This window comes from Parabacteroides sp. AF17-28 (assembly GCF_003479205.1).
Lineage (GTDB): Bacteria > Bacteroidota > Bacteroidia > Bacteroidales > Tannerellaceae > Parabacteroides > Parabacteroides acidifaciens.
Genome location: NZ_QUGV01000002.1, coordinates 121,072 through 146,964 on the forward strand (window position 1 = coordinate 121,072; position 25,893 = coordinate 146,964).

17 protein-coding genes are annotated in these 25,893 nt (G+C 47.1%); 7 read left to right on the forward strand and 10 right to left on the reverse strand.

Annotated features, from left to right (window positions below; all coding sequences use genetic code 11):
* Positions 1-80: 80 nt before the first annotated feature.
* Together DWW90_RS01935 and DWW90_RS01940 are read right to left on the reverse strand one after the other, a co-directional pair.
* Positions 81-4,202 carry a hybrid sensor histidine kinase/response regulator transcription factor gene (locus tag DWW90_RS01935; protein WP_233547628.1) on the reverse strand — a complete coding sequence of 1,374 codons (4,122 nt, stop codon included), beginning with the start codon at positions 4,200-4,202 and terminating at the stop codon, positions 81-83.
* Positions 4,203-4,303: 101 nt separating this feature from the next.
* Positions 4,304-4,810, reverse strand: coding sequence for a flavin reductase family protein (locus DWW90_RS01940; protein ID WP_122343796.1), 507 nt, complete (start codon positions 4,808-4,810; stop codon positions 4,304-4,306).
* 160 nt (positions 4,811-4,970) lie between these two features.
* Here DWW90_RS01940 and DWW90_RS01945 point away from each other — a divergent pair, with 160 nt between their 5' ends.
* Entirely contained in the window at positions 4,971-6,371 is a 1,401-nt protein-coding gene (locus tag DWW90_RS01945) for a sodium:alanine symporter family protein (protein WP_122343797.1), read from the forward strand.
* Here DWW90_RS01945 and DWW90_RS01950 read toward each other — a convergent pair whose 3' ends face one another.
* A complete protein-coding gene (locus DWW90_RS01950; protein ID WP_122343798.1) occupies positions 6,372-7,598 on the reverse strand; it encodes a pitrilysin family protein in 1,227 nt (408 codons plus the stop codon).
* A gap of 146 nt (positions 7,599-7,744) precedes the next feature.
* Complete coding sequence (locus DWW90_RS01955; protein ID WP_122343799.1) at positions 7,745-9,412, reverse strand: nucleoside kinase; 1,668 nt, start codon at positions 9,410-9,412, stop codon at positions 7,745-7,747.
* 82 nt (positions 9,413-9,494) lie between these two features.
* Between DWW90_RS01955 and DWW90_RS01960 the strand changes: the two genes are divergently transcribed.
* On the forward strand, positions 9,495-11,183 hold the full coding sequence (locus tag DWW90_RS01960) for a Na/Pi cotransporter family protein (RefSeq protein WP_122343800.1): 1,689 nt from the start codon (positions 9,495-9,497) through the stop codon (positions 11,181-11,183).
* Positions 11,184-11,415: 232 nt separating this feature from the next.
* On the opposite strand, the gene DWW90_RS01965 is transcribed toward DWW90_RS01960, so the two are convergent.
* Together DWW90_RS01965 and DWW90_RS01970 are read right to left on the reverse strand one after the other, a co-directional pair.
* A complete protein-coding gene (locus DWW90_RS01965) occupies positions 11,416-12,903 on the reverse strand; it encodes a UxaA family hydrolase (RefSeq protein ID WP_122343801.1) in 1,488 nt (495 codons plus the stop codon).
* Positions 12,903-14,342: a tagaturonate reductase gene (locus tag DWW90_RS01970; protein ID WP_122343802.1), complete on the reverse strand. Its 1,440-nt coding sequence runs from the start codon at positions 14,340-14,342 to the stop codon at positions 12,903-12,905. The genes DWW90_RS01965 and DWW90_RS01970 overlap by 1 nt, the downstream gene beginning before the upstream one ends.
* 193 nt (positions 14,343-14,535) lie before the next feature.
* Between DWW90_RS01970 and DWW90_RS01975 the strand changes: the two genes are divergently transcribed.
* Together DWW90_RS01975 and rnr are read left to right on the forward strand one after the other, a co-directional pair.
* The gene (locus tag DWW90_RS01975) at positions 14,536-15,489 is read left to right on the forward strand and encodes an SMP-30/gluconolactonase/LRE family protein (RefSeq protein WP_122343803.1); all 954 of its coding nucleotides are present in this window, start codon (positions 14,536-14,538) and stop codon (positions 15,487-15,489) included.
* 82 nt (positions 15,490-15,571) lie between these two features.
* Positions 15,572-17,752, forward strand: a complete 2,181-nt coding sequence (rnr, locus tag DWW90_RS01980) for a ribonuclease R (RefSeq protein ID WP_122333262.1) — start codon at positions 15,572-15,574, stop codon at positions 17,750-17,752.
* Here rnr and DWW90_RS01985 read toward each other — a convergent pair.
* From DWW90_RS01985 to DWW90_RS01995, 3 genes are all read right to left on the reverse strand, one after another.
* A complete protein-coding gene (locus DWW90_RS01985) occupies positions 17,749-17,964 on the reverse strand; it encodes an immunity 17 family protein (RefSeq protein ID WP_122333263.1) in 216 nt (71 codons plus the stop codon). The genes rnr and DWW90_RS01985 overlap by 4 nt on opposite strands.
* Before the next feature lie 3 nt (positions 17,965-17,967).
* The gene (tsaE, locus tag DWW90_RS01990; protein WP_115500740.1) at positions 17,968-18,387 is read right to left on the reverse strand and encodes a tRNA (adenosine(37)-N6)-threonylcarbamoyltransferase complex ATPase subunit type 1 TsaE; all 420 of its coding nucleotides are present in this window, start codon (positions 18,385-18,387) and stop codon (positions 17,968-17,970) included.
* A gap of 64 nt (positions 18,388-18,451) precedes the next feature.
* A complete protein-coding gene (locus tag DWW90_RS01995; RefSeq protein WP_115500739.1) occupies positions 18,452-20,002 on the reverse strand; it encodes a PglZ domain-containing protein in 1,551 nt (516 codons plus the stop codon).
* Positions 20,003-20,536: 534 nt separating this feature from the next.
* Between DWW90_RS01995 and DWW90_RS20365 the strand changes: the two genes are divergently transcribed.
* Together DWW90_RS20365 and DWW90_RS02000 are read left to right on the forward strand one after the other, a co-directional pair.
* Positions 20,537-20,788 (forward strand): hypothetical protein, encoded by a 252-nt coding sequence (locus tag DWW90_RS20365; protein ID WP_147382391.1) that lies wholly within the window; start codon positions 20,537-20,539, stop codon positions 20,786-20,788.
* 2 nt (positions 20,789-20,790) lie between these two features.
* Complete coding sequence (locus DWW90_RS02000; RefSeq protein WP_122343804.1) at positions 20,791-21,780, forward strand: hypothetical protein; 990 nt, start codon at positions 20,791-20,793, stop codon at positions 21,778-21,780.
* A 600-nt stretch (positions 21,781-22,380) separates the two neighbouring features.
* On the opposite strand, the gene DWW90_RS02010 is transcribed toward DWW90_RS02000, so the two are convergent.
* Entirely contained in the window at positions 22,381-24,195 is a 1,815-nt protein-coding gene (locus DWW90_RS02010; protein WP_122343806.1) for a right-handed parallel beta-helix repeat-containing protein, read from the reverse strand.
* Between the two features lie 189 nt (positions 24,196-24,384).
* Between DWW90_RS02010 and cysS the strand changes: the two genes are divergently transcribed.
* Entirely contained in the window at positions 24,385-25,857 is a 1,473-nt protein-coding gene (gene cysS / locus DWW90_RS02015) for a cysteine--tRNA ligase (RefSeq protein ID WP_122343807.1), read from the forward strand.
* Positions 25,858-25,893: the final 36 nt, after the last annotated feature.

Sequence of the window (25,893 nt, forward strand, 5' to 3'; positions counted from 1 at the left end):
GAATTATAATTAAACCACAAGACAAGGACAGGCTGCAAAGCGCAGCCTGAATTTCAAGGATGGTCACACAACAATACGTTTCATTCCGAATGCCCCGGCACAAACTTATCCAAATACTCGCTGGGCTGCATACCGAACTCTTTTTTGAAACAAACACTAAAATACTTGGGGTCGTTAAAACCGACAGCATACGCCAACTCCGAAACACGGATATGTTTCTTTTCTTCCATAATCCGGCAAGCAGCCTTCAAACGGATATTACGGATAAAGGCAGAGGAGTTCAATCCTGTTAATGATTTCAACTTACGATAAAGAGTAGACTTGCTCGTTCCCATTTCATCGAGAAACGCCTGCTGATCGAAATCAGGGTCGGAAAGATGGCGGTTGACACAGTCGATTGCCTGCTGAAGAAAGTTTTCGTCGAGACTCGTGTAGTTCAGTTCATTGGCTTCAAAGACTAACTGTTTCTTAAAATCACCCGACATACGTTCCTTTTGTTTCAACAAATTATTGATACGGGCATGAAGCACGCTCAAATTAAACGGTTTCATAATAAACCCGTCGGCTCCGGCATCATAAGCGTCTGCACGATCCTCTTCCCGGTTTTTGGCTGTCAACAGAACGACAGGGATGTGGCTGGTTTCCAAATGTCCTTTTAGCTGTTTACAAAATTCGATACCGTCCATTTCAGGCATCATAATATCGGAGACTACCAAATCGATCTCTTCCCGGTCGATAACCTCCATTCCCTCTTTTCCCGTTACTGCGGTATAAACCTTATAAGTAGGACTCAACAAACGAGTCATCAGGCGCAACAAATCTTCATTGTCTTCAATCAACAACAGTGAACGGAGATTCTCTTTATCTGACGGTTTCATCGATTCTTTTTCAGGCTCCTTCCACTCTTCTTTATTATCAGACGGAAGAACCGGAATATGCAAACTTTCATCGACTTCCTCAGGAGTGTAAAATTCACGGAGGATTGGAATTACTACGGAGAAAGCGGTTCCCTCATCCTGTTTACTGGATACCGAGATGCTTCCTTTATGCAATTCCACCAAATCTTTTGTCAATGAAAGGCCGATGCCTGTCCCAATTGTATTGAATTTGCGATAGTCACCCTCATAGAACCGTTTAAACAGATTCTTTATAGCTTCCGGAGAAAGCCCCTTTCCATTATCTCTGACAATTAAGTTCGCATTTCCGGAGCCAATAACAGACAGTTCGACCCGTACCGTGCCGCCCGGTTCATTATACTTGGCCGCATTGGACAACAGGTTATACAAAATCTTGTCCACCTTATCCGGATCGAACCAGGCTGGTAACTCCTGCGGATCACAAACCAGCGAAAAAAGCATTTTCTTCTTCTTAATCAGCGGACGGAAACTATCCACGCTGTTACGGACAAACGACGCCAAGTCACCTTGTGAGACTCTTAATTTCAGGTTACCGGTCTCTGCCTTACGGAATTCCAGAATCTGCTGAAGCAGGCGGATCAACCGGTTGATATTGCTCGTCATAATCTGGTAATACTCTCCGTTTTGCGGTGTAATCATCTTCAGCTCATCCACGGCAGCCGATATGATAGTAAGCGGAGTCAACAGTTCATGCGTTATATTCGTAAAGAATTGCAATTTGGAGTGATTGACTTCCTCTGCCTTTGCCTGTTCAAGCTCCCTGAGATGCAACGCGTTCCGCATCTCCACCCTGTAGTGCACAATCCGGTAGGCGATATAAGCCAAAAGACACAACAGCAAAGCATAGCCGGCATACGCCCAACCTGACTTCCAGGGTGGCGGCAGGATTACGACTTCGAGATGCCTGGTGTCCTTATTCCAGGTTCCGTTCGAATTGGTAGATTTCAGAGAGAAAGTATAAGTACCGGGCTTCAGGTTATTATAATAGGCAAAATGGCGCGAAGCATCCGCATATTGCCAATCCGTATCAAATCCTTGCAGCATATAGGCATATTTGATCTGCTGCGGATTAGAGAAACTCAAAGCGGCAAACTCGATACTGAAATTATTCCTGCGATAATCCAGCCGGATTCGTTCCGTGAAATCCGGAGCCTGTTCCGATATACTCTTTTGTATCTTTTCATCGAGCAAAGACCAGGACTGGTTATAAATCTTAATATCCGTTATACTGATCGGCGGGAACGACTCATCTTCCATCATCCGGTCGGGGAAAAAGCTGTTATACCCCTTATAACCGCCAAAGAACATTTCACCGTTTATATCGGTAAATGCTGTGTTACGATAAAAGATGTTATCCTGCAAACCGTCGGAAGTAGTATAAAGCCGGTAGGTTACATTCGAAAGATCGTCCGGGATATGGACTTTCATCAAGCCGACATTTGTCCCCATCCAAAGGTTACCCTGCTGATCTTCCTGGATACTGAAGATAGCATCGCCTGGCAGATTTCTTTGTTTGTGTACCGGAATAAACCGGTCCTGAACAGGATCATACAAGTTCAGGCCTCCTCCTTCCGTTCCGGCCCAGAGACGTCCATGGCTGTCGATAAAAAGACAAAGTACGGAGATGCTGTTCAATTTCTCATCCTCGAACGAGTAACGTTCAAACACCATCTCCTCAGGTTGTGACGGACTACCGCTGATTCTGATAATGCCCCCATTGTTCGTACCCGTCCAAATACGTCCCTGCGAATCCTGCACGATGGACAAATAAGCATAGGCATTGACAGATGCCCCGTTCAGTTTGAAAGAATCGAAGCGGACACCCTTATCCCCCGCCGTAAGGACACATATCCCATTACGGGTACCAAACCAGGTATTCTTGTCCTTATCTTCAAAAATAGAAAAAACACACTGGTTTGTCAACCAGTAATCAGTATCGTAATTGAACAACCGGACTTGCTGCCCGGCAGGAGCTGTTTTATCATACGAAACAATTCCCCAGTCATACGTTCCCAACCAGATCTTATCGCTGGTAGGAGATTGAATAATCGTATTGACAATAGGAAGACGCCCCAATCCCTTAAACTCCGGCATATCCAGATTATGCGTGTATGTTCCGGCAATACGGTTATAGACAAAGAATCCCCAGCTACCCAATCCAAGCCAGATCAAACCGTCCCGGTCAACCAGGATACTGCGGACGGAAGAGTTCGTAAGCAACGGGTTTTTTACCGCATCCATCCGGTCCAGACTAAACTCCGGCTTGCGTGTAATAACGGTGTTCACGCCACCTCCCAGCAGTCCAAGCCACATCATTCCCTCCCGATCGCGGAAGACAGAACTGATCTCATTATGGTAAACGGAAATTTCAGAGTTATCCGGTCGATAACTCTGAAACAATGAAGCAGCTTCATTGTAGAGTATGCTAAGCCCGTTCCGGGTTCCTATCCAAAGCGTACCTGTATTCAGGTCCTCATCGATATCATATATTATATCGTCACAAAGGCTATTCGGATTATTCGCATCATGCTTATACTGTTTCCAGGACAAACGTTCCGGTTCGTAAGGATTCTCAAGTAGAAACAGGCCATACCCCCATGAGCCGATCCAAATCCGTTGTTTACTGTCTTCGAAAATATCATATGCCGAGTTCCGGCCATTCAATACCGGATAAGCAAACACCTTGTCAACCTCCGGGTCATACCGGTAAAACCCATCAGACCAAGTTCCTATCCATAGGTTATGATTGGAATCCTCGATCATTGCCTTGACAGAGCCTTTCAGCACGTCCGGTTTGAAAGCTACACAAGAATCTTTTTCGGAGAAATATTCGAACACTCCCGCTTCCGTACCAATAAAAATACGGTCTGTTGCAGTTACCAGTAAACGGTCGACTATACTTCGCCGCAACTCTTTACTGTCAATTTTCCGGATATGGCCGGTCGTTTTATTGAGCACATTCACTCCGTCGTAAGCGGCGATCCACAAATTATGATGATTATCCTCCGCCACACAGCAGATCGTATTATTACTCAACAGTCCGGGTGTATGCAGATTCGACTTGTATGTCTTAATCTGATAACCATCATATTGGCACAGCCCGCTATTGGTCGCGATCCAGATATACCCGTCCTTATCCTGATAAATTTGACGCACTTCATCCGTCGGAAGGCCATCCTGTGCCGATATATGCCCGAAATGAAATACAGGAAGAGCGCTATCCGATGCATATAAAGAAGAAATGCCAAAGGATAACAAAGCTACAAGCCATAAACGAATTAACATAGCATTAGACATTGTGTTTTTGTTGTGTTCCGGGCAAAAATAGATAAAGTTTTTGATTTAATTGTATGTTTCGACACTTATTTGCACAAAATGCCTGGAGATTATATCTCCCAGGCATTTACGACCTCCGCAACATATACATAATGCGGATTGCCGGCCATTGCGTTATACCATTTCTCGTACAGGGCAGGGTCGACAAAATGATCTTTATCCATCTTCGTGACATAAAGAGTCTTACATTCGAGCGTCAGGCGCGCTTCCTTGAAACAGGGATTGCCGGATTCGGTGAAATACGGAGTCAGGCCGGTTGCTGCGACCTTGTCGATATCACGACCCGATTTCGATCCGCATATCTTATGGACTGCCTTATGTTCTTCACCCAGGAAAGAGAGCGTAAAAGCGCCTTTGGCATCGACAAATTCGCGGGTATAACGCTCCGGACGGATAAAGACGAACACCACCGGTTTGTTCCACAGGAAGCCTGCGCCGCCCCAACTCGCCGTCATCATGTTAAACTTGTCCTCGTCGCCGGCACTCACCAGCATCCACTCTTTTCCGATAATCTCTATAAAATTGTCCTTGATCAGACTCGGTTCAATTGCTTTCATAACTCAATACCTTATTAATAAACACTCAAAGATACGGAATTATTTATTTATCATATACTTATTAATCCTTAATCCGGATATCCTTCTTGCCTATACGGAATATTTTCTTTAGGTTTGTACGCTAATATTCGCGTAATTATCAAGACAATAAACTGCCTCAATGGAAATACTAAACAACTGGATCAGCGGAGCGAACGATATTTTATGGTCGTATATTCTGATTATTATGTTATTGGGATGCGCCCTCTGGTTCACCTTCAAAACCCGTTTCGTCCAATTCCGTATGTTCCGGGAGATGATTCGCGTACTCGGCGACTCCGCCAACAAAGCCCATGAGGGCGAGAAACATATCTCCTCTTTCCAGGCTTTTGCCGTGTCACTTGCCAGCCGTGTCGGGACAGGTAATCTTGCCGGAGTAGCCACTGCCATTGCCGTAGGCGGACCGGGAGCGGTGTTCTGGATGTGGATTATCGCCCTGTTGGGTTCATCCAGCGCCTTTATCGAATCGACACTGGCACAGCTTTATAAACGGAAAGGAAAAGACTCTTTTATCGGAGGACCCGCCTATTATATGCGTTACGGGTTAGGGCTGAACTGGATGGGAGTCTTGTTTGCCATCCTCATTTCCATTACTTTCGGTTTCGCCTTCAATTCGGTACAGAGCAATACGATTTGTGCCGCCCTGCAAGGTTCATTCGATTTCAATCCGGCCATCGTCGGGGGAATCCTGACCGTGTTGACGCTCGCCATTATCTTCGGGGGAATCCAACGTATTGCCAAGGTGAGCAGCGTGATTGTCCCGATAATGGCATTGGGATATGTGGCATTGGCATTAGGCATTGTCCTTTTCAATATTACCGAGCTGCCGGGTGTCATCAAACTGATTGTCGGCAGCGCATTCGGATGGGAACAGGCATTGGGCGGTACGGTCGGCGCAGCTCTGATGCAGGGGATCAAACGCGGACTGTTCAGCAATGAGGCCGGTATGGGTTCAGCTCCCAATGTGGCGGCAACAGCATCCGTGACGCATCCGGTGAAACAGGGGCTTATCCAGACATTGGGCGTTTTCACCGATACCCTGTTGATTTGTACCTGTACGGCTTTCATCATCCTTTTCAGCGGAGCTCCGCTGGATGGCTCGGTAAACGGGGTACAACTGACGCAACACGCCCTGACACTCGAGATAGGGAAAGCCGGAGGCATATTCGTAGCGGTAGCCATTTTCCTGTTCGCATTCAGCAGCATCATCGGAAACTACTATTACGGGGAGGCGAACATACGGTTTATCACGCCTAAGAAAAGCGTCTTATACATCTACCGCCTGCTGGTCGGCGGAATGGTGATGTTCGGTGCATTGGCAAGCCTCGACCTTGCCTGGAGCCTGGCGGATATCACAATGGCACTGATGACGATTTGCAACCTCATCGCTATCTCGCTGTTAAGTAAACAAGCATTCCTGCTGCTCCATGATTATATCGGACAAAAACGTAGCGGCATCAAAAGCCCGACGTTCGACAAGAACAGGATACCGGAGTTAAAGGACAAGGCGGAATGCTGGTAATTATTGATAAATCAAACCGAACAACCGTTCCGGAGCGAAGACCTCGTTGGCGACTTCCAGTATTTCTTCTGCTGTCAGGCGTTCTACTTTGGCGAAGACTTCCGGTAAGGTATCGTAACGGTTATAATGCAGGAAACTCTTTCCCAAGCCCAAGAACAAGCCTTCGCGGTTGTCACCCGAGACACCTAACTGGCCGATCACCTGCTTCTTGGCGGCAGCCAACTGGGTGACCGACAGTTTCACATCACGCAGCTTTGCCAGCTCCTTATGGACCAACCGGACAGCTTTCTCCTTATTCTTCGGGTCAGTACCGAAATAGATACTTGCAAGACCTGTATCGGTATAGGAAGTTACATTTGATTCCACATTATACACCAACCCGTGCTTTTCCCGGAGGGAGACATTCAACCGGTTATTCATTCCCGGACCGCCCAACAGGTTATTGAGCAGGAAAAGCGGCAACCGTTTCTCGTCGTGCATGCTGTATGCCCGACCGCCTATCAGGACATGCGCCTGATGCGTATCTTTATGGACCTGTCGCGTCACAGGAAGAATCCCGGCAGGCGCAACCCGGTTACGCGACGCCATCGGGAAGGCGACATCCGACAAAGCGCTTTCCGCCATCTGCACAATCTTTTTAAACGGAATGCGTCCCATCGAGAAAAAGACCATGTTTTCGGGCGCATAGAAACGTTTCATAAACGACTTGCCGGACTCGCTGTCGAAGCTCAGCAACGATTGTTCATCTCCTAAGATATTATGCCCTAAGGCATGGCCGTCGAACAATAAATTCTCGAATTCATCGAAGATAAGTTCCGAAGGGCTGTCCTCATACGAGTTGATCTCGTCCAGGATGACATCCACCTCTTTCTCGATCTCCTGTTCCGGAAACTGGGAATGGAACACCAGATCGGCCAACAGTTCGAAAGCCCGGCGGAAGTGTTCTTCCATAAAGATGGAATAGACGAATGTTTCTTCCTTTGTCGTATAGGCGTTCAACTCTCCTCCCACATTCTCCACCCGGTTCAGGATATGCCAGGACTTCCGCTTTTCCGTCCCTTTGAATACCATGTGCTCCACAAAGTGAGCCAATCCGAATTCATGCGCCTCCTCATCCCTCGTTCCCGCATTCACGGCAAAACCGCAATACGACACCGGAGAAGCAGAGGGAAGATGCACGATACGTAAACCGTTCGGCAATATATGCGAGAAGTAATCTTTTTCCATTATCCATTCATTTAGAGCGCACAAAAGTACAATAAATTTCGGTGCAAAGGAAATCTGTTCCCGACGCCGTCGAAAAGAAATCCGACGGCGTCGGGAATATACACGATGGCGTCATAAATATAAATGACGCCGCCGAAAAACAAATATCAGTAACGGAAACTTCCTCCTCCTAAGAACTCACGCAAGAGGGAAGTGCCCGGAAGGCCGACATCAGGAATATAATTAAAGTAGCGGAGGAAACGGAGCAAGCGGTAAGCCTCCGCATTTTCCGGATCGCATTCGCGCACTTCGCCTAAAATCGGTTCGGCAAACTTCCGCAGAGCTGCCAGTTCATACAACATGGCGCTGTTGAACATAGCATCCGCATTTTCCTGATACGGGAAAATCCATTTATCTTCGCCCCGGCGCACACTGGGCCAGCGGGCAATCGTATCGCGGGCGGAATAACCACGAAAACGGTAATCGCGGATAATACGGCGCAGGAGGCGGTTATCGGTCGTCGGAATCCAGTTATGGTTGTCCAACGAGATAGAGGTCAGCACCGAAACATAAACCCGGTATTTATAGCAATCTTCGATCATAGAAGTCAATTCCGGATTCAGGGCGTGAATACCCTCGATCACCAGGATCGAATTCTGGTGCATCTTCAATTTCTTTCCTTTATACACGCGACGGCCGGTTTCAAAGTCAAAACTCGGCACGTCTATCTCCTCACCCGAAAGCAATTTCTGCAACTCGCTGTTGAAATAAGGCAGGTCGAGCGCATAGAGGGATTCAAAATCATATTCGCCCGTTTCATCCTTAGGCGTATCTTCGCGATTCAGGAAATAATCGTCTAACGAGAGGCTGACGGGATGAATCAGGTTCGTGATCAACTGCACTTCCAAACGCTTGCAGAAGGTTGTCTTCCCGGAAGAGGAAGGGCCGGAAATCAAGACGATGCGAATGCCGTCGTCGTAGCGCGAAGCAATCTCTTCCGCGATCTTGGCAACCTGCTTCTCCTGCATAGCTTCGGATACCATGACAATCTCGGAAGACAGGCCTTTCTCGATTGCCCGGTTCAGGTCGCCAACATTATCCAGCCCGACCGTACGCTGCAAAGTCAGGTGTTCCTTATAGACCTGAAACATCTTATCCTGGCGGATGACAGGTTCCAACTCCAACGGATTGCCCCTTTGCGGGACACGCAACAACACGCCGTCGAAATAAGGGACCAGATCAAAAAGCCGCACATAGCCGGTAGACGGCGTCAGGCAACCGTAAAAATAATTGATGTAACCATCCAAATCATAATAAGAGGTATAAGGCATACCGGCGCTTTCGATCAGACGCGCCTTGTCGTTCATGCCCCTTTCGCGGAACAAGACCGCCGCGTCGGCCGTACGAATCGTTTTCAAACGGAAAGGCAAGTCGGCGTCGATAATCTCACACATCCGTTTTTTGATCTTGCCGATCGTTTCTTCATCGATATTCTTTCCATTGTGAATGACGCAGTAGTAACCTTTTGAAATCGGATGTTCCAGGTTCAACGTCGCCGAAGGCAGCACATCGTTTACCGCTTTGGAAAAGATATGGCACAGGGAACGGACATACGTACGCATTCCTGACAGTTGGGAATAATCGACATATTCTACATCTTTCGGATGCCAGCAACGGAAGCTCAAACCTTCCGTTTTATTGTTTACTTGCGCATTCATCGGCCGCAACCGGAGCGGAGCGCCTACAAGCGCATATATGTCTAACAGTGAAGAACCAATGGGAACCTCTTTATAGGTATTGTTATTTTTGCAATAAATTGTAATCGTTTCAGACATGGTATATCAGTTATTATTTGTAAATTTGCCCCCTAAAGTTAGGAATATTAATCGGATATACATCCACTTAAACGTATTTTAAATGGACTATTCATTTTTTGATTTTCTACGCCTGATAGGTTCTTTAGGCTTGTTCCTGTACGGTATGAAAATCATGAGCGAAGGTCTGCAGAAATTTGCGGGTGACAGTTTACGCAAGATTCTGACGGCCATGACGACTAACAGGGTAACCGGTGTTTTAACCGGCGTTTTGATCACGGCCCTGATCCAATCATCATCCGCCACTACAGTCATGGTGGTCAGTTTCGTCAACGCCGGGTTGCTCACCCTCACCCAATCCATCGGGGTCATTATGGGAGCCAATATCGGTACGACCGTAACCGCCTGGTTGATTTCCGCCCTCGGATTTAAAGTCGACATCGCAGCCTTTTCCCTCCCTCTATTAGCATTTGGTATTCCTCTACTCTTTTCCGGTAAAAGTTCCCGTAAGTCGGTCGGCGAGTTCATCTTCGGTTTCGCATTCCTCTTTATGGGTTTGCAGTCGTTGAAAGCCAACGCACCTGATCTTGGCGCCAACCCCGATATGCTTGCTTTCGTGCAGAACTATACCGATATGGGATTCATCTCCATCATCCTGTTCCTTTTCATCGGTGCGATCCTGACCATGATTGTGCAGGCTTCCGCCGCCACAATGGCAATCACGCTTATCATGTGTGCCAACGGCTGGATCGACTATCAATTAGGTGTGGCGCTGGTACTGGGCGAAAATATCGGAACAACCATCACGGCCAACCTGGCAGCGTTGACCGGAAATATACAGGCCCGGCGAGCGGCTTTAGCACACTTGGTATTCAACATATTCGGCGTTTGCTGGGTGCTTGTTCTGTTCTATCCGTTTACAAATGCCGTTTCCTGGTTCGTAACAAATATCATGGGCATAAGCGATCCGGCAGTAGCCGTTTCCTTCAAGTTGGCGGCATTCCACACGGCATTTAATATCAGCAATACGTTCATTATGATCTGGTTCGTCAACCTGATCGAGAAGACGGTTCGTGCTCTCATCAAAGGGAAGAAAGAGGAGGAAGAAGAATACCGCTTACGTTATATTACAGGCGGTATGTTGTCTACAGCCGAGCTTTCCATCCTGCAGGCACACAAGGAAATCACTCTTTTTGCAGAACGCACAGGCCGTATGTTAGGCATGGTAAAAGAACTGTTCTACGAAAAGAATGAAGAAGCATTCCTGAAGACCTACAGTCGCATCGAGAAATACGAAAGTATCAGCGACCGGATGGAAATTGAGATTGCCAACTATCTGACCTGCGTGGCTGAAGGCCGCCTGAGTTCGGAAGGTAAGGAAGAGATCCGTATCATGCTGCGTGCCGTATCGGAGATAGAAAGTATTGCCGACTCCTGCAACAATATGGCACGAAGTATCAAGCGCCGCAACGAGTTCAAATCGACGTTTACGGACGAGCAAAACCATAACGTCGACCAGATGTTGGCACTGACGGAAAAGGCCTTGTACCGCATGATCGAGATCCTGAAAAAGACAGAACTCGTCCGCGATGATGTCAACCCGTCTTACAACATTGAGAACGAAATCAACAACTACCGCAACCAGTTGAAGAACCACAACGTGGAAGACATCAACAACAAGAAATACCAGTACCAGGATGGCGTCTACTACATGGATATCATCGGCGAAGCAGAGAAGCTTGGCGACTATGTATTGAATGTAGTGCAGGCGGTTATTGAGAAGAAGATATAAGAAAAAGTGAACCTGTAAATGCTGATTTATCGGTGTGTCTGCTCGTATTTACCGGACGCAGACGGGCGCAGATTACGCAGAGGAACGCAGACTTATTTTAAAAAAACAATAAATGATCTGCGAAATCTGCGTCGTCTGCGAAATCTGCGTCCGGTAATACAAACATAGCGACACCCCGTTAAATCATCATTTATTGTTTCATATTTGGCAATAAACGAATTATCCCGATTAATTATAATGTCACCCCGGATTTGAAGATTGCGATCTCCCGGTAACCGTTCTTTTCGTTATTGGTCGGACAACCGCTTGCGACATCGATGACAAAGCGGATAAACTCTTCACAAAGTTCTTTCATGCCTTTGCCTTCCAACAGGGAACCGGCGTTGAAATCGATCCAGTTTGGCTTGCGTGCATACAAATTACTGTTAGTCGAAACCTTCACTGTCGGGACAAACGTGCCGAAAGGCGTTCCTCTTCCGGTTGTAAACAGTACCAGATGGCAGCCGGAAGCTGCCAAAGCGGTACTGGCCACCAGGTCGTTTCCAGGAGCACTCAACAAATTCAGACCTTTTGTTACTAACCGTTCACCATAGAGCATCACATCGCGCACAGCCGAAGTCCCGGCTTTCTGCGTACACCCCAGCGATTTCTCTTCCAGTGTAGAAATACCTCCCGCCTTATTGCCCGGGGAAGGATTCTCGTAAATGGGTTGTTTATTTTCTATGAAATAGGATTTGAAGTCATTGACCAAATGAACAGTCTTTTCAAAGACTTCCCGCGATTCGCTCCGGTTCATCAGGATCGTTTCGGCTCCGAACATCTCCGGCACTTCCGTCAGAACACTCGTTCCTCCCTGTGCCACCAGATAATCGGAAAAGACGCCCAGCAACGGATTAGCCGTAATGCCGGAAAAGCCATCCGAGCCGCCACATTTCAACCCCACACGCAATTCGCCTAAAGGGACATCCGTTCGCTCATCCTGTGAAGCGACTGCATAAAGCTCACGCAAAAGCGCCATGCCCGCCTCTAATTCATCGTCCACTTTCTGCGTTTCCATAAAGCGGATGCGTTCCGTATCGTATTCTCCCAATAGCTTGCGGAAAGCGCCGACCTGGTTGTTCTCACATCCCAAACCGACAACAAGAACCGCCCCCGCGTTCGGGTGCAACACCATATCCCGCAATATCTTCCGGGTATTCTCGTGGTCATCACCCAACTGGGAACAACCATAGTTATGCGGAAAAGCGACAATCGCATCGACTCCCGCCCCTTGTGTCTCCCGCTGCAACTCATCGGCCAGCCGGCGGGCAATGCCATTCACACAACCGACCGTCGGAATGATCCAGACCTCATTCCGGATACCGACATTCCCGTTCTTGCGGCGATAGCCTTTAAAAGCGAGCGAAGCCCGTGAAGGTTGTGCAGGGATGGGCTGCGGGTTAAATTCATATTCACGCAATCCTTCCAGATTGGTTTTGATATTCTTCTCGTTTACCCAACAACCCGCAGCAATCGCCATCCGGGCATGCCCGATAGGAGCGCCGTATTTAACGATATAATCGCCTTCCTCAAAGTCCTGCAAGGCTACTTTATGACCTGCCGGAATATCCTGTCGCACAACAACAGTCTTTCCATTAATGTCCAACGACATGCCGGTATGCAGGTCTTCGACGGCCACAGCCACATTATCGGCCGGATTTATCTGTATATACGTTCGCATCAGCAAATTTCTTTAACGGCAGTAAGCATTCCCTTTTCCTGAATGGTATCCAGAAACTCTTTCAGCATTTCCGTCAGCCCCGGAATCCGGTTCAGGTCTTCACCCCAAATGGAAGAGGCAGCCAATACGCCTTCCGCCACTTTCCGCGTCGAACCGGTCGCCCAAAGTTCCTGTAACAACTTGAGGTTTTCCACAGAGTCATCCGGCTCCGCTTTTACACCATCGGCACGTGCATCTCCCTTATAGTAGGTAATAATGGCAGCCAGACCTAAAACGAGCCCTTTCGGCAACTCGCCTTTCCGCTCCAGATAGACTTTCAGGCCCGGTAAATCGCGCGTTTCATATTTAGGAAATGAATTCAGCATGATCGAGACAACCGAATGATCGACAAACGGATTATTGAAACGTTCCATCACGTCGCGGCCGAACTGCATCAGTTCCTCTTTCGGCAGATCCAACGTTTCCAGCAATTCTTCAAACATCACTTTATGAATGTATCTCCCCAATACCTCGTGCCGGCAAGCATCCCGTACGATATCCACCCCGGAAAGCCAGGTGACAGGCGCCAAAACCGTATGGGGGCCATTCAGCAAAGTCACTTTCCGCTGGTGATAAGGCTCTTCGCTCGGAACAAACAGGACATTCAACCCCGCCTTGTCCGCCGGGAACTCCTTCGCTACCGAACCGGGCGCTTCAATCACCCACAGATGGAAGACCTCCGCCTGGACAACCAGGTTATCGTTATACTGTAACTTTTCCTTGATCGCATCGATCTCCTTGCGTGGGAATCCCGGTACGATGCGGTCCACCAGTGTCGCATACACCCCGCAGGATTCTGTGAACCATGTTTTAAAGCCATCGCCCAATTCCCACAGTTCGATATATTGGTAAATCGTTTCTTTCAGCTTATGCCCGTTCAGGAATATCAGTTCGCACGGGAAGATTATCAGCCCTTTGTCTTTATCGCCGTTAAATGTCTTGTAGCGATGGTAGAGTAACTGGGTCAGCTTTCCCGGATAAGAAGAAGCCGGCGCATCTTCCGGTTTGCAAGCCGGATCGAAAGTGATTCCCGCTTCCGTCGTATTGGAAATGACAAAACGCATTTCCGGCTGTTCCGCTAATTTTATGAAAGCGGCAAAATCCGTATAGGGATTCAACGCACGGCTGATCACATCGACCCGGGTCAGGCTGTTTACCTTCTCTCCTTTATCCAAGCCTTGCAGATTGACATGATAGAGGCAATCCTGCGCATTCAGCATATCGGCCATCCCCCGGTCTATCGGCTGGACAACAACCACACTACTGTTAAACCCCACCTTCTCATTCATCTTTTGGATAATCCAATCCGCAAAGGCACGAAGGAAATTCCCTTCGCCGAACTGTATGATCCGTTCCGGATGCAGCACCTTACCGGCTGTTTTTTTATTCAATTCTCTCATCCCAATCTCTGTTTAAAATCCGTTCATTAACAGCAATCGAAGCCGGTAATCAAATTGGGTTCTAATTTAAAGGAAAACGGAAACATATCCAACAATATGCAATAAAACATATAAATATGTCTGGTAATCAGGATTAATTTAATATATTTGCATCAAATATCTCTATCACGAACTAAAACCGGCATTTTGTATCATGAAGCATTTTCTTATTAACATACTGACTTTATTCTCTATTTTAATCACGGCAATATCTTGTTCGCCTAAAGTAGAAATCATTCCGGCTGAATTGGCCTACAAGGCCGAAGCCACTACCGGAGAAGGATCGATCTGGGACCCCTACCGCCAGACATTATTCTGGGTAGACATTGAAGGTCAGACGTTATACGAATATCACCCGAACACAAAGAAATGCGACTCGTGGAAATTCGACCGCATGATATCCACTGTCGTACCGGAAAGCGACAGCACAGTTATCATCGCCCTGCAAAACGAAATCGTACGGGTAAACCTGGCTGACGGGCAGACGACATCCGTCGCTCCGATACCCGACAAAGACGGAAAAGTACGCTGCAACGATGGGAAATGCGACCCGGAAGGACGTCTATGGATCGGAACAATGGGTTTTGGCGCGCCGAAAGGAGCCGGAACCTTGTATTGTGTTTTACCCGACGGCACAATCAGCACCAAACTGCAAAAAGTAACGATCTCAAACGGTATCGTCTGGACAGCAAACAAGAGATTCATGTACTACAACGATACGCCGACCGGCAAAATAGCCCGCTACCGCTATGATCCCGACAACGGCGATATCCTGTTTGACGGAATTGCGATCGATCTGCCGGAAGGGACAGGGGCGCCGGACGGAATGACAATCGACAGCCAGGACCACCTCTGGGTGGCTCAATGGGGAGGCTATGGCGTTTACTGTTATAACCCTTATACGGGAGAATTATTGGCCAAGGTGAACGTTCCGGCCCCGAATGTCGCCTCCTGCGCATTCGGAGGTAAAAAGATGGACACGCTTTATATCACAACGGCTCGCGCCGGCCTGTCCGAAGAACAACTCCGCAAGTATCCGTTGAGCGGCAGCGTCTTCAGTTGCAAACCGGGTGCTAAAGGAGTAGCAGCCAACAGTTTCGGGAATTAAGGCCTTCCGGACATAATTTATCACAAATGTAAACAGCTTCTCAATATTTATTGTTTACTTTGTAAAACATTGAAATAAAAATATGACTAAGAATAAATCTGAAAAGAAAAGTAATAAACAGGGGAAGAAGCAAAACAGCTCCAAAAGCAATAACAAACGGATGAAAAAAGAGGCAATGATCAATGCCATCATCGACGTATTCAAGTCTTCTCCCAAGGAACCTTTCAACTATCGACAAATCAGCAGTATGATAGGAGTGACTAACCAAGTGCAGAAATTGCAGGTGGTGGACATCCTGTATGATCTCTCCGCTGATAACTTCATTTCCGAAATAGACCGGGGACGCTACCGCTATAACGACTGGGGAACAACAGCCGTCGGGACTTTCATGCGCCGGCAGAACGGAAAGAATTCTTTTATCCCCGAAGACGGCGGAACGCCTATCTTTGTGGCAGAACGCAACTCCGCCCATGCGCTTAACGGCGATAAGGTAAAAATACAGCTTCATGCAAAGAGAAAAGGCGCCGATCCGGAAGGTGAAGTGATTGAAATCCTGGAAAGCGAACGTCGGACAATCACCGGCAAGCTGCAAGTGACAAAAGGCTTTGCCTTCCTGATTACCGAAGACAAGACATTGGCAAACGATATCTTTATCCCCAAAGACAAGCTGAAAGGCGGCAAGACGGGCGATAAGGCGATTGTCCGTATCACCGAATGGCCGGAAGAAGCCAAGAACCCGCTGGGCGAAGTGGTAGACATTTTAGGTGCGGCCGGTGACAACAATGCCGAGATGAACGCAATCCTCGCAGAGTTCGACCTCCCATACAAATATCCGGCCAATGTGGAAAAAGCGGCGGATAAGATATCGGAAGCAATCCCCGAAGAGGAAATAGCCAAACGTGAAGACTTCCGTAATATCACGACTTTCACCATCGACCCGAAAGATGCCAAAGACTTTGACGATGCGCTTTCCGCACGTCTTCTGGAAAATGGCAACTGGGAAGTTGGCGTACATATTGCCGACGTCACTTATTACGTCAGACCGGAAAGCCTGATAGACCGGGAAGCATATGACCGGGCCACCTCCATCTATCTGGTAGACCGTACCATCCCGATGTTGCCCGAACGCTTGTGCAACAAGATATGTTCACTCCGTCCGGACGAAGAAAAACTCTGTTTTTCGGCTATATTCGAATTAAATAAAAACGCCGAAGTCCAGCAATTCCATATCGCCCGTACGATCATCAAGAGCGACCGCCGTTTCGCCTACGAAGAAGCGCAGGAAGTGATCGAGACAGGAGAAGGCGATTATAAAGAAGAAATCCTGGCACTCAACAGCCTGGCACAAAAATTGCGTGAAAAGCGTTTCAAGGACGGAGCTATCGCATTCGATCGGTTCGAAGTCAAATTCGATATCGACGAGACAGGTAAACCATTGGGTACTTATATCAAAGAGTCAAAAGAAGCCAATAAGCTGATCGAAGAATTCATGTTGCTGGCCAACCGTACAGTAGCCGAATTCGTCGGAAAGACCAAGAATAAGACAAAGAAAACATTCGTCTACCGTGTTCACGAACAGCCGGATCCTGAGAAGCTAAGAGACTTCTCCGCATTCATCAGCCGATTCGGTCACAAGGTACGTACGGAAGGAAGTAAAACGGACATTTCCAAGAGCTTCAACCGCTTATTGGAGACCGTACAGGGCAAACCGGAAGAGAATCTGGTGGAGACATTAGCTATCCGTTCCATGCAGAAAGCCTTTTACGGGACAGATAATGTCGGGCATTACGGATTGGCAATGGACTATTATACACACTTCACCTCCCCGATCCGCCGTTATCCGGATATGATGGTACACCGTTTACTGGAACGTTATCTGGCGGGCGGGCGCAGTGTGATCAAAAGCAAGTATGAAGAACTCTGCAAACACTGTTCCGAAATGGAAATCCTGGCATCCAGTGCCGAACGCGCTTCCATCAAGTACAAACAGGTGGAATTTATGAAAGATAAGTTAGGGCAGGTATTCGACGGCAAGGTTTCCGGCGTAGCCGAATGGGGCTTGTATGTGGAACTGAATGACAATAAATGCGAAGGGCTTGTCCCGATACGTGACCTCGATGATGATTTCTACGAGTACGACGATAAAAACTACTGCCTGTTAGGCCGTAAAACAAGACGCATATACCGTTTGGGAGATTCCATCACAGTCAAAGTGGCACAGGCGAACCTGGAAAGAAAACAGTTGGACTTTGCGATAGTTTAACTCCAAAAGACAAGTCCTGCCACCCCGCAAGCAATCAGTCCCAACCCTAACAGGGCATAAAAGATACGGGCACCCTTGCGACCCAGCCAGCGGACAAACGTCATGGCTCCGCTGGTCTGGAAATACCATTCGAGGTTCAGGATGGCGGCTACAATGGAGAAAGCCCCCAATGCGATAAAGAGAATCAGGATAAAATATTCGGTAGGTTCCATCGCTTACTTGACTTCTACGGTACGCGATCCGTCGGGGTTCTCCGTAATGGCAACTTCCACTACATCGCCCGGCAAGAGTTCTTCAATCTTTTCCGGCCATTCGATAAAGCAGAGCGCGCCACTGTAGAAATAATCTTCCGTGCCGATATCCTCCGCTTCGCTCAGTTTATTGATGCGGTAAAAGTCAAAATGGTAGATCAGCTCGCCGGTCGTATCGCTGCGATATTCGTTGATGATGGCGAACGTCGGGCTGTTGATCACATCCTCCACACCCAATTCTTCGCAAATAGCTTTGATAAAGGTAGTCTTTCCTGCTCCCATGCTTCCGCGAAAAGCGAAAACGGTACGGTCGTCCATCCCGGCGATAAACGCTTTCGCGGCCTGGCGGATCGTATCTAAACTGTCGATTTTAATTACGCTCATAATCTTTTTTGAATTCTGGGTACAAAGTTAAAACAATTGTCAATTGTCAACTGCCAATTGTCAATTATTTTGGCATCATCGTAATAAAAGGGACCAGCATCTCTTCCATCGAAATGCCGCCATGCTGGAACGTATTCTTATAGTAAGAAACGTAGTAATTATAATTATTCGGATAGGCGAAGAAATCATTATTCATCGCAAATATATACTTGCTGCTCAGGTTCGGGGAGGGCAATCCGACCTTGTCCGGATAGCGGATTTCGAGCACTTCCTTCGGATTGTAATTCAGGTTCTTGCCGACCTTATAGCGGAGATTGGTGTTCGTATTCTTGTCTCCTATCACCTTTAGGGGGTTATCCACACGTATCGTCCCGTGATCGGTCGTAACAATAACCCGGTAGCCTTTCCCGGCTATACGCTTGAAGAGTTCCAACGTGCCGGAATGCTGGAACCAGGAACGCGTCAAGCTGCGATAAGCCGCTTCGCTCTGGGCCAGTTCGCGGATCATCTTGTTTTCCGTACGGGCATGCGAAAGCATATCGACAAAGTTAAGGACAACCACATTCAACTGGTTATTCAGGAGGGAAGGGACGATATTCAGCAACTTGTCGTTATACTGCGAGTCGTGCACCTTATGGTAGGAGAACGTATATTTCTTGCGGAACCGTTCGATCTGCGTCTGGATAAGCGGCGCTTCGTTCAGGTTCTTGCCTTCCTCGCTGTCTTCGTCCACCCAAAGCTCGGGGAACATTTTCTCGATCTGTAGCGGCATCAGGCCGGAGAATATCGAGTTGCGGGCATACTGCGTAGCAGTCGGCAGGATACTGTAGTAGAGGCTTTCGTCGAAAGTAAAATATTCGGCAAGCAGGTCTTTCACCTCACGCCACTGGTCGAGGCGGAAGTTATCGATCAGGATAAAGAACACCTTTTCGTCGTTGTCGAGCATCGGGAACACCTTTTTCTTGAACAGGTCGGGGCTCATCAACGGGCGTTCGGCCGGATTCTGAATCCAGTCCACATAATTCTTCTTGACAAATTTACCGAAAGCATTGTTCGCCTCCTGTTTCTGCATCCGGAGCATATCGGTCATCGGTACTTGGCTGCTTTCCAACTCAAGTTCCCAATAGACGAGTTTCTTATAGACCTCCATCCAGTCGTCGGTCGTCAGCGAGTCGTTGATCTGCATGCCGATACGGCCGAACTCCTGCTGATAGCCGACAGTCGTCGTCTCAGAGATAATCACATTCTTATGGACATTCTTCTTGATAGACAAAAGCAGTTGGTTCGGGTTGACAGGCTTGATCAGGTAGTCGGCGATCTTATTGCCGATAGCCTGGTTCATAATGCTCTCTTCCTCGCTCTTGGTAACCATGACGACAGGGAGATCGGGATTGATCGCCTTGATCTGGGCCAGTGTTTCCAGCCCGGTCAGACCCGGCATATTCTCATCCAGGAAAATGATGTCGAATGATTCCTCCTTGCAGCATTCAATAGCATCCTGCCCGCTGATCACCGGAACCACTTCATACCCCTTGTCTTGCAGGAAAAGGATATGAGGTTTCAACAAATCTATCTCATCGTCCGCCCAAAGTACTCTGTCTTTCTTTACTGCCATAGTTTTATCTTTTCTTCTCTACAAATGTATGATAATATAACGAGATACGCTTTCTTTTTGTATAACCTTCCCTCTTTTTTTAGGCTCTTTTGTATTACCTTTGTATAATATAAACGAGTTAACTATACTTACCAGAGACATTTGGTGATTACATTTGCCTGCCTCACAACGAGAACATTGAAAGCCGCTTCCCATAAAAACACAAGGAGATACTGACGCGCGAGATGTATACGACATCATATCTATCCGGTGTCCATTATTTGAATATATGAACTATCCCGAGAGGTGATGAAGAATACAACGTAGAAAAGTCATCATTTAGTTTTATATTTAACAATCTTAACCATATCATTAAAGACCAATCAATTGCCCTAAATTTAATTATATTATTACCATAACCCAAGTAAATCAAATCCACAGAATCTCACTGCAAGGGCCGAAGATTATGTAACTTTTTCAAAAAAGCAACAAAAATAATTTGCATATATTAAATAGAAATAGTACTATTACGACCGTAATTCAAACAATCATATTATGAAAAAGATTTTATTATTATCTGTTATGCTATTCTCAGCAATAAACTTAAACGTCTTTGCTGAAGGTGATGATCCAACTTCTCCAACAACACCAGGTGATAGAGGAGATGGGGGTAGTAATACTTGTACAGTAACAAGCAATTGTTTTAACTTTGCAGGAACAGTAATGGGCAGTGTCTCTTGTACTGGAACAGAATGTACTCGTGGCGGAGGCTGGGTCAAATGCAATGGCAAAACAACTAAATGTTAATCATGAAAAAAGTATTTGCAAAAGCAGCTTTTATACTTTTATGCGGATTAGCGGCTTGCAATCCGCATAAAAGCGATATGGAATTAGAAACCATGAATTATGAATTAGTTGAACGCCTGACTGAATTCCCCGACTCTACATTCTTTACTGAAATTACCCATGCCGAATATGAGAACGGGCGTATATATTTAATGGATAAAAAGAGAGGTGATTTAGTCGCTTTAACTGAAGACTTCAAACAAATAGAGTGTATAGCCCCTCATTCGGAAATAGATCTGGTAATGCCTATCGCTTTTACAGTATGGCAGGACACGGTGTATATTTGCGATGAAGGTTCGATCAACACTTTGAAGGTTTACACGAAAGGCAAACAAATCAGTAGTCTTTCTTCAGTCAGATTTTATGAGAAAAGAATGGCTGTCAACAACACTGCTTTGTATACAACTTTTCCTACAGACTCATCCTGCTACCTGAAAATAAACAGGCATGATACCGAAAAACGGGCCTATGAGGGAAAAGTTGTAAAAGAAGAAAATGAGAGACGGACTATCATGAAAAACGAGAAACACTTATTCTTAAATAATGGAATACTTTATACCGTAGCAGAATGCTATCCTTATATAGATAGTTACAATGCGAAAACAGGCAAATGGATAAAAAACTTAGATATCTCTCATATACCGGTTATACAGTCAAACATATCTTTTATTGAGAGCCAGCCTGTTGAACCTAAATCTTATTACGTCTATATGGAAGACGGGGACATACATAATAACTTCCTCTATTTATTATGTGCATCTTTAGGAGATAATAACAATTACCGATGTAACACTCTGTTAAAAGTAGATGTTAGTAATGAAGATATGAAACCGGTTGGCTATTATGAACTGCCAGGAAGATTCTACACGGCTATTTGTGTATCCGACAATTATTTATATGCCATATATAGCGACAAGGACTGTGCAATTGAAAAATACAAATTGAAACAATGAACAAGTCTTATATCCTTCTCATTACTATTTTTTTGCTTTGCTCTTGCTCACATAAAAGACAGCAATCCTTAAATGTGCAAGAACAAGACACTGCATGGGTAGACGTTTTCCATTTGTTAGGGAAACACGTCTATTCTTTAGATTCAATTCTCCAAAATGAAGACAAACAAGCAAACATTATCTTCCTTTTTAACTTTTATGATTGTGGTAGTTGTATTGATTCCGGATTCCAATTGGTCAAAAGAATTGATAAATTCTATCGACGCAAATCGGTTCCAATCATTTCATCAATGGGAAATCCAACTCAATACCAAATACGTAATCAATATCAAGAATACATCTATTCAGACAATAATGATTTGATAAGAAAGGAACTGAAATATATGCCAACCCCCATTCTTATTCAAACGAACGATGAGAAGAAGATCATAAACTATATCTTTCCTAATATTTCAGATAAACAGGAATACAAACGATTTTTTCGATTCATGAATAAGACCGACTCAGATATATAAACAGGAGAATGTTAAAACAATCGTTAGCGCTTTGTTTTTAAATAGATAAGAAGAATACATAAAGGCTAAAGCCTTTTCATACATCTTATTCCTCATTCAGTATATCCCGCGCCTCATCGAACCCTCCGTCGAACTGGTTATCCTTTATCTCCGCATTAATCACACGCTGGAAGAAGAAACGGTGGTTGTTCCAGTGGAAGGCTGGATAATCCTGGTTCTGCCGGATCACGTTATTGCGGAAGACGAGTCCGTCGACCGACTTTGCATACAGGATCGGGGCGTCAAAAGTATCAAATGTGTTGTTCTCAATCACGATACCGCTATGAAAATACTTCTTCTGGTCTTTCAGGTCGGGTATCTCCGGATAGATGGATATTACGGCATTGGTGAACTGGAACATATTCGTCAACGCGTTGATAAACCGGTTATTCCGGATCAATACGTCATGGCAAGCTCCCGTCTCAAACCATCCGTTGCAATCGCCGCACAGCAGGATAGCCGTACCGGAGGTATGGTCGAAGACATTATTTTCCACAACAGTCCGCTTAGGCGTGCTGAACAGTGAACCGCGGGCACGGTTATTACGAATCACATTGTCGGCGAAATAAACCGTCGGCGTCCATTCCAGGTTCTCGATGCCATACGTCCCGGCCTCGCTGATCGCAGGGTCGACAGGCTTCTCAAATGTGATACGGAACTGCTTGGCACCGTGATCATCCGGCTTGTCGACAGCCTGGATGGCCGTCACCGTGTTCTGCTCTCCGAGTATCTCCATTGTTTTGGAATCGATAAACTGGACGGTGTCACCCGGACGCCCCCATTCGAAACCATATGACTGACCGTGCATATACTCGCCCAACAGCGTTTTGTCGTCGACACGTTGCTGCACCTTCAGATAAGTGCCATGCACATTGATCGCATCGTCCATCATACCCTCGTACAAACCGCCGACAGAACGGATCAGTCCCTTGCATCCGGAAAAATGAGTGGCGTCCGCCTGTGTCGTGAAGTAGCGCGGATCATCCTTGCCACGCAGGCAGACCGAGAAGCGGTCCAACGTGATATTCTCGCTCATCTGTGCCAGCAAACCCATCCCTTCGGCATAATGGACCTGTATATTCTCCAATGCCGTATTGGTATCATGATACATGAAAACGCCCGGAGTCGGACGGCCGTACCCACGGAAAACGACAACCGTTCCCGGTATCAGTTTCTTGTTTTTCCAGGAGGCGAGTATCTTACGGGGAGCGATCTCTGCCACATGCCTGCTGCCTACGCCGATATCACTGGTGGTATAGACCAGCCGTTTCGTATCTCCTTCAAAAGCGATTCCCCAGGCAGGAATATGTTCCCAGCCTTCCCCTTTGGCGACAAAGTTACTGTCGCGTATCTCATACTGTACCCAAGGCGCCACCTCGTAGGTGATCAAACCGTTCACCGTATCGTTTTCCAACACCTTGACCTGGCTGATATGCGGATTCTCGAAGTCGATACTGAAGTTCTTCAACGTGCAATTCTCCGAACCCACCAGCGAAACGGGAAGCATCCGCCCATGAAAAATCAGTTCCGAACCCTGCCCGTCAAAGACAACATTCTTCATGTTTTCGAACGGCAGCCCTACGGACTTGGGATTATCCTGATCATGGTTGGAGATGAAATACTCACGAAGGGAAGCCCCTTCCGGATAGAAGTCGTAACGCCCTTTCGGCAAAACAATTGTGACGCCGTCCGGATGATCCGTCGCGGCGATCTCCTGCAAAGCTTTCGCAATCAAGGGGGATGCGTTTTCCTTACTGTCCGGTTTCAAGCCATAGTCGGCAAGATTATACGACTGACCGGCACAGGCTGTCAGCAGAACCGCCAGCATAAATGTGAGTAGAAAAGATGATTTTAGTTTCATGGCAAGTATCTTATGTGTTGATCCTATTTTACAATTCGGGAACAAATATATCAATTTATTATTTTAATCTGCGGCCATTCCCCTCGATAATCTGTACCCTATCCGTAATTAATCGCGTAAATACCTTCCCGACAGGTTGGCAAAGGCAGAGATTATTCCTATATTTGCCCCTCTTAAAAATAAATAGATATGGAACATCCATTAAGTATTTACAACACGCTTACAAGAAAAAAGGAACAGTTCATCCCGCTGCACGAGCCGCATGTGGGTATGTATGTTTGTGGTCCGACCGTTTACGGCGATGCGCATCTGGGGCATGCACGCCCGGCCATCACCTTCGACCTCCTGTTCCGTTACCTGACTCATATAGGATACAAAGTACGTTACGTACGCAACATAACCGATGTCGGCCACCTCGAACACGACGCGGATGACGGCGAAGACAAGATTGCCAAGAAAGCCCGCCTCGAACAGTTGGAGCCGATGGAAGTGGTGCAGTATTACCTGAACCGTTACCATCATGCGATGGAAGCGCTCAACGTCCTGCCTCCCAGCATCGAACCGCATGCATCCGGACATATCATCGAACAGATCGAACTGGTGAAGAAGATCCTGGACAACGGCTATGCTTACGAGAGCGAAGGTTCCGTCTACTTCGACGTGGAGAAATATAACAAGGATCATAACTACGGCGTCCTTTCCGGCCGCAACATCGACGATATGCTCAACACGACCCGCGCGTTGGACGGGCAGGACGAGAAGCATAACCCGATCGATTTCGCCCTCTGGAAATGTGCACAACCGGAACACATCATGCGCTGGCCTTCTCCCTGGAGCGACGGTTTCCCGGGCTGGCATTGCGAATGTACGGCGATGGGCAAGAAGTACTTAGGCGAGCATTTCGATATCCACGGCGGCGGCATGGACCTCATCTTCCCGCACCACGAATGCGAGATCGCACAGGCGGTCGCTTCGCAGGGCGACGACATGGTCCACTACTGGATGCACAACAACATGATCACCATCAACGGACAGAAGATGGGTAAGTCGTTGGGGAACTTCATCACGTTAGACGAATTCTTTACGGGCAGCAACAAGATATTGCATCAGGCTTATTCACCGATGACGATCCGCTTCTTTATTCTCCAGGCGCATTACCGCAGCACGGTAGACTTCAGCAACGAAGCCTTGCAAGCTGCCGAAAAGGGACTGGAACGCCTGATGGATGCCTACAACCATCTGATGAAGCTGAAAGCATCCGACGCATCGACGGTCGACGTGAAAGACCTGCGCCGCCGGTGCTACGACGCCATGAACGACGACCTCAACTCGCCGATCGTGATCGCCCACCTGTTCGATGCCACGCGCGCCATCAACTCTGTGAAGGACGGCAAGGCTACGATCTCGGCCGAAGACCTGAAAGAGTTGCAGGACGTCTTCCATACCTTCGTCTTCGACATCCTCGGAATGAAAGACGAAGCAGCCTCTGCCGGCGGCAGCAGCTATGAGGCATTCGGCAAAGCGATGGATCTGTTATTGACCATCCGCCAGCAGGCCAAAGCCAACAAGGACTGGGCCACATCCGACAAAATCCGCAACGAACTGACCGCCCTCGGCTTCGAAATCAAAGACACGAAGGACGGCGCGGAATGGAAGTTATAATGTGCCAATATGCTAATGTGTCAATGTGCCAATTAA

Bases quoted from the DNA above. Each gene is read 5' to 3' on its own strand.
- DWW90_RS01935 (WP_233547628.1), bottom strand. From the start codon at position 4,202: ATGTTAATTCGTTTATGGCTTGTAGCTTTGTTATCCTTTGGCATTTCT.
- DWW90_RS01940 (WP_122343796.1), bottom strand. From the start codon at position 4,810: ATGAAAGCAATTGAACCGAGTCTGATCAAGGACAATTTTATAGAGATT.
- DWW90_RS01945 (WP_122343797.1), top strand. From the start codon at position 4,971: ATGGAAATACTAAACAACTGGATCAGCGGAGCGAACGATATTTTATGG.
- DWW90_RS01950 (WP_122343798.1), bottom strand. From the start codon at position 7,598: ATGGAAAAAGATTACTTCTCGCATATATTGCCGAACGGTTTACGTATC.
- DWW90_RS01955 (WP_122343799.1), bottom strand. From the start codon at position 9,412: ATGTCTGAAACGATTACAATTTATTGCAAAAATAACAATACCTATAAA.
- DWW90_RS01960 (WP_122343800.1), top strand. From the start codon at position 9,495: ATGGACTATTCATTTTTTGATTTTCTACGCCTGATAGGTTCTTTAGGC.
- DWW90_RS01965 (WP_122343801.1), bottom strand. From the start codon at position 12,903: ATGCGAACGTATATACAGATAAATCCGGCCGATAATGTGGCTGTGGCC.
- DWW90_RS01970 (WP_122343802.1), bottom strand. From the start codon at position 14,342: ATGAGAGAATTGAATAAAAAAACAGCCGGTAAGGTGCTGCATCCGGAA.
- DWW90_RS01975 (WP_122343803.1), top strand. From the start codon at position 14,536: ATGAAGCATTTTCTTATTAACATACTGACTTTATTCTCTATTTTAATC.
- rnr (WP_122333262.1), top strand. From the start codon at position 15,572: ATGACTAAGAATAAATCTGAAAAGAAAAGTAATAAACAGGGGAAGAAG.
- DWW90_RS01985 (WP_122333263.1), bottom strand. From the start codon at position 17,964: ATGGAACCTACCGAATATTTTATCCTGATTCTCTTTATCGCATTGGGG.
- tsaE (WP_115500740.1), bottom strand. From the start codon at position 18,387: ATGAGCGTAATTAAAATCGACAGTTTAGATACGATCCGCCAGGCCGCG.
- DWW90_RS01995 (WP_115500739.1), bottom strand. From the start codon at position 20,002: ATGGCAGTAAAGAAAGACAGAGTACTTTGGGCGGACGATGAGATAGAT.
- DWW90_RS20365 (WP_147382391.1), top strand. From the start codon at position 20,537: ATGAAAAAGATTTTATTATTATCTGTTATGCTATTCTCAGCAATAAAC.
- DWW90_RS02000 (WP_122343804.1), top strand. From the start codon at position 20,791: ATGAAAAAAGTATTTGCAAAAGCAGCTTTTATACTTTTATGCGGATTA.
- DWW90_RS02010 (WP_122343806.1), bottom strand. From the start codon at position 24,195: ATGAAACTAAAATCATCTTTTCTACTCACATTTATGCTGGCGGTTCTG.
- cysS (WP_122343807.1), top strand. From the start codon at position 24,385: ATGGAACATCCATTAAGTATTTACAACACGCTTACAAGAAAAAAGGAA.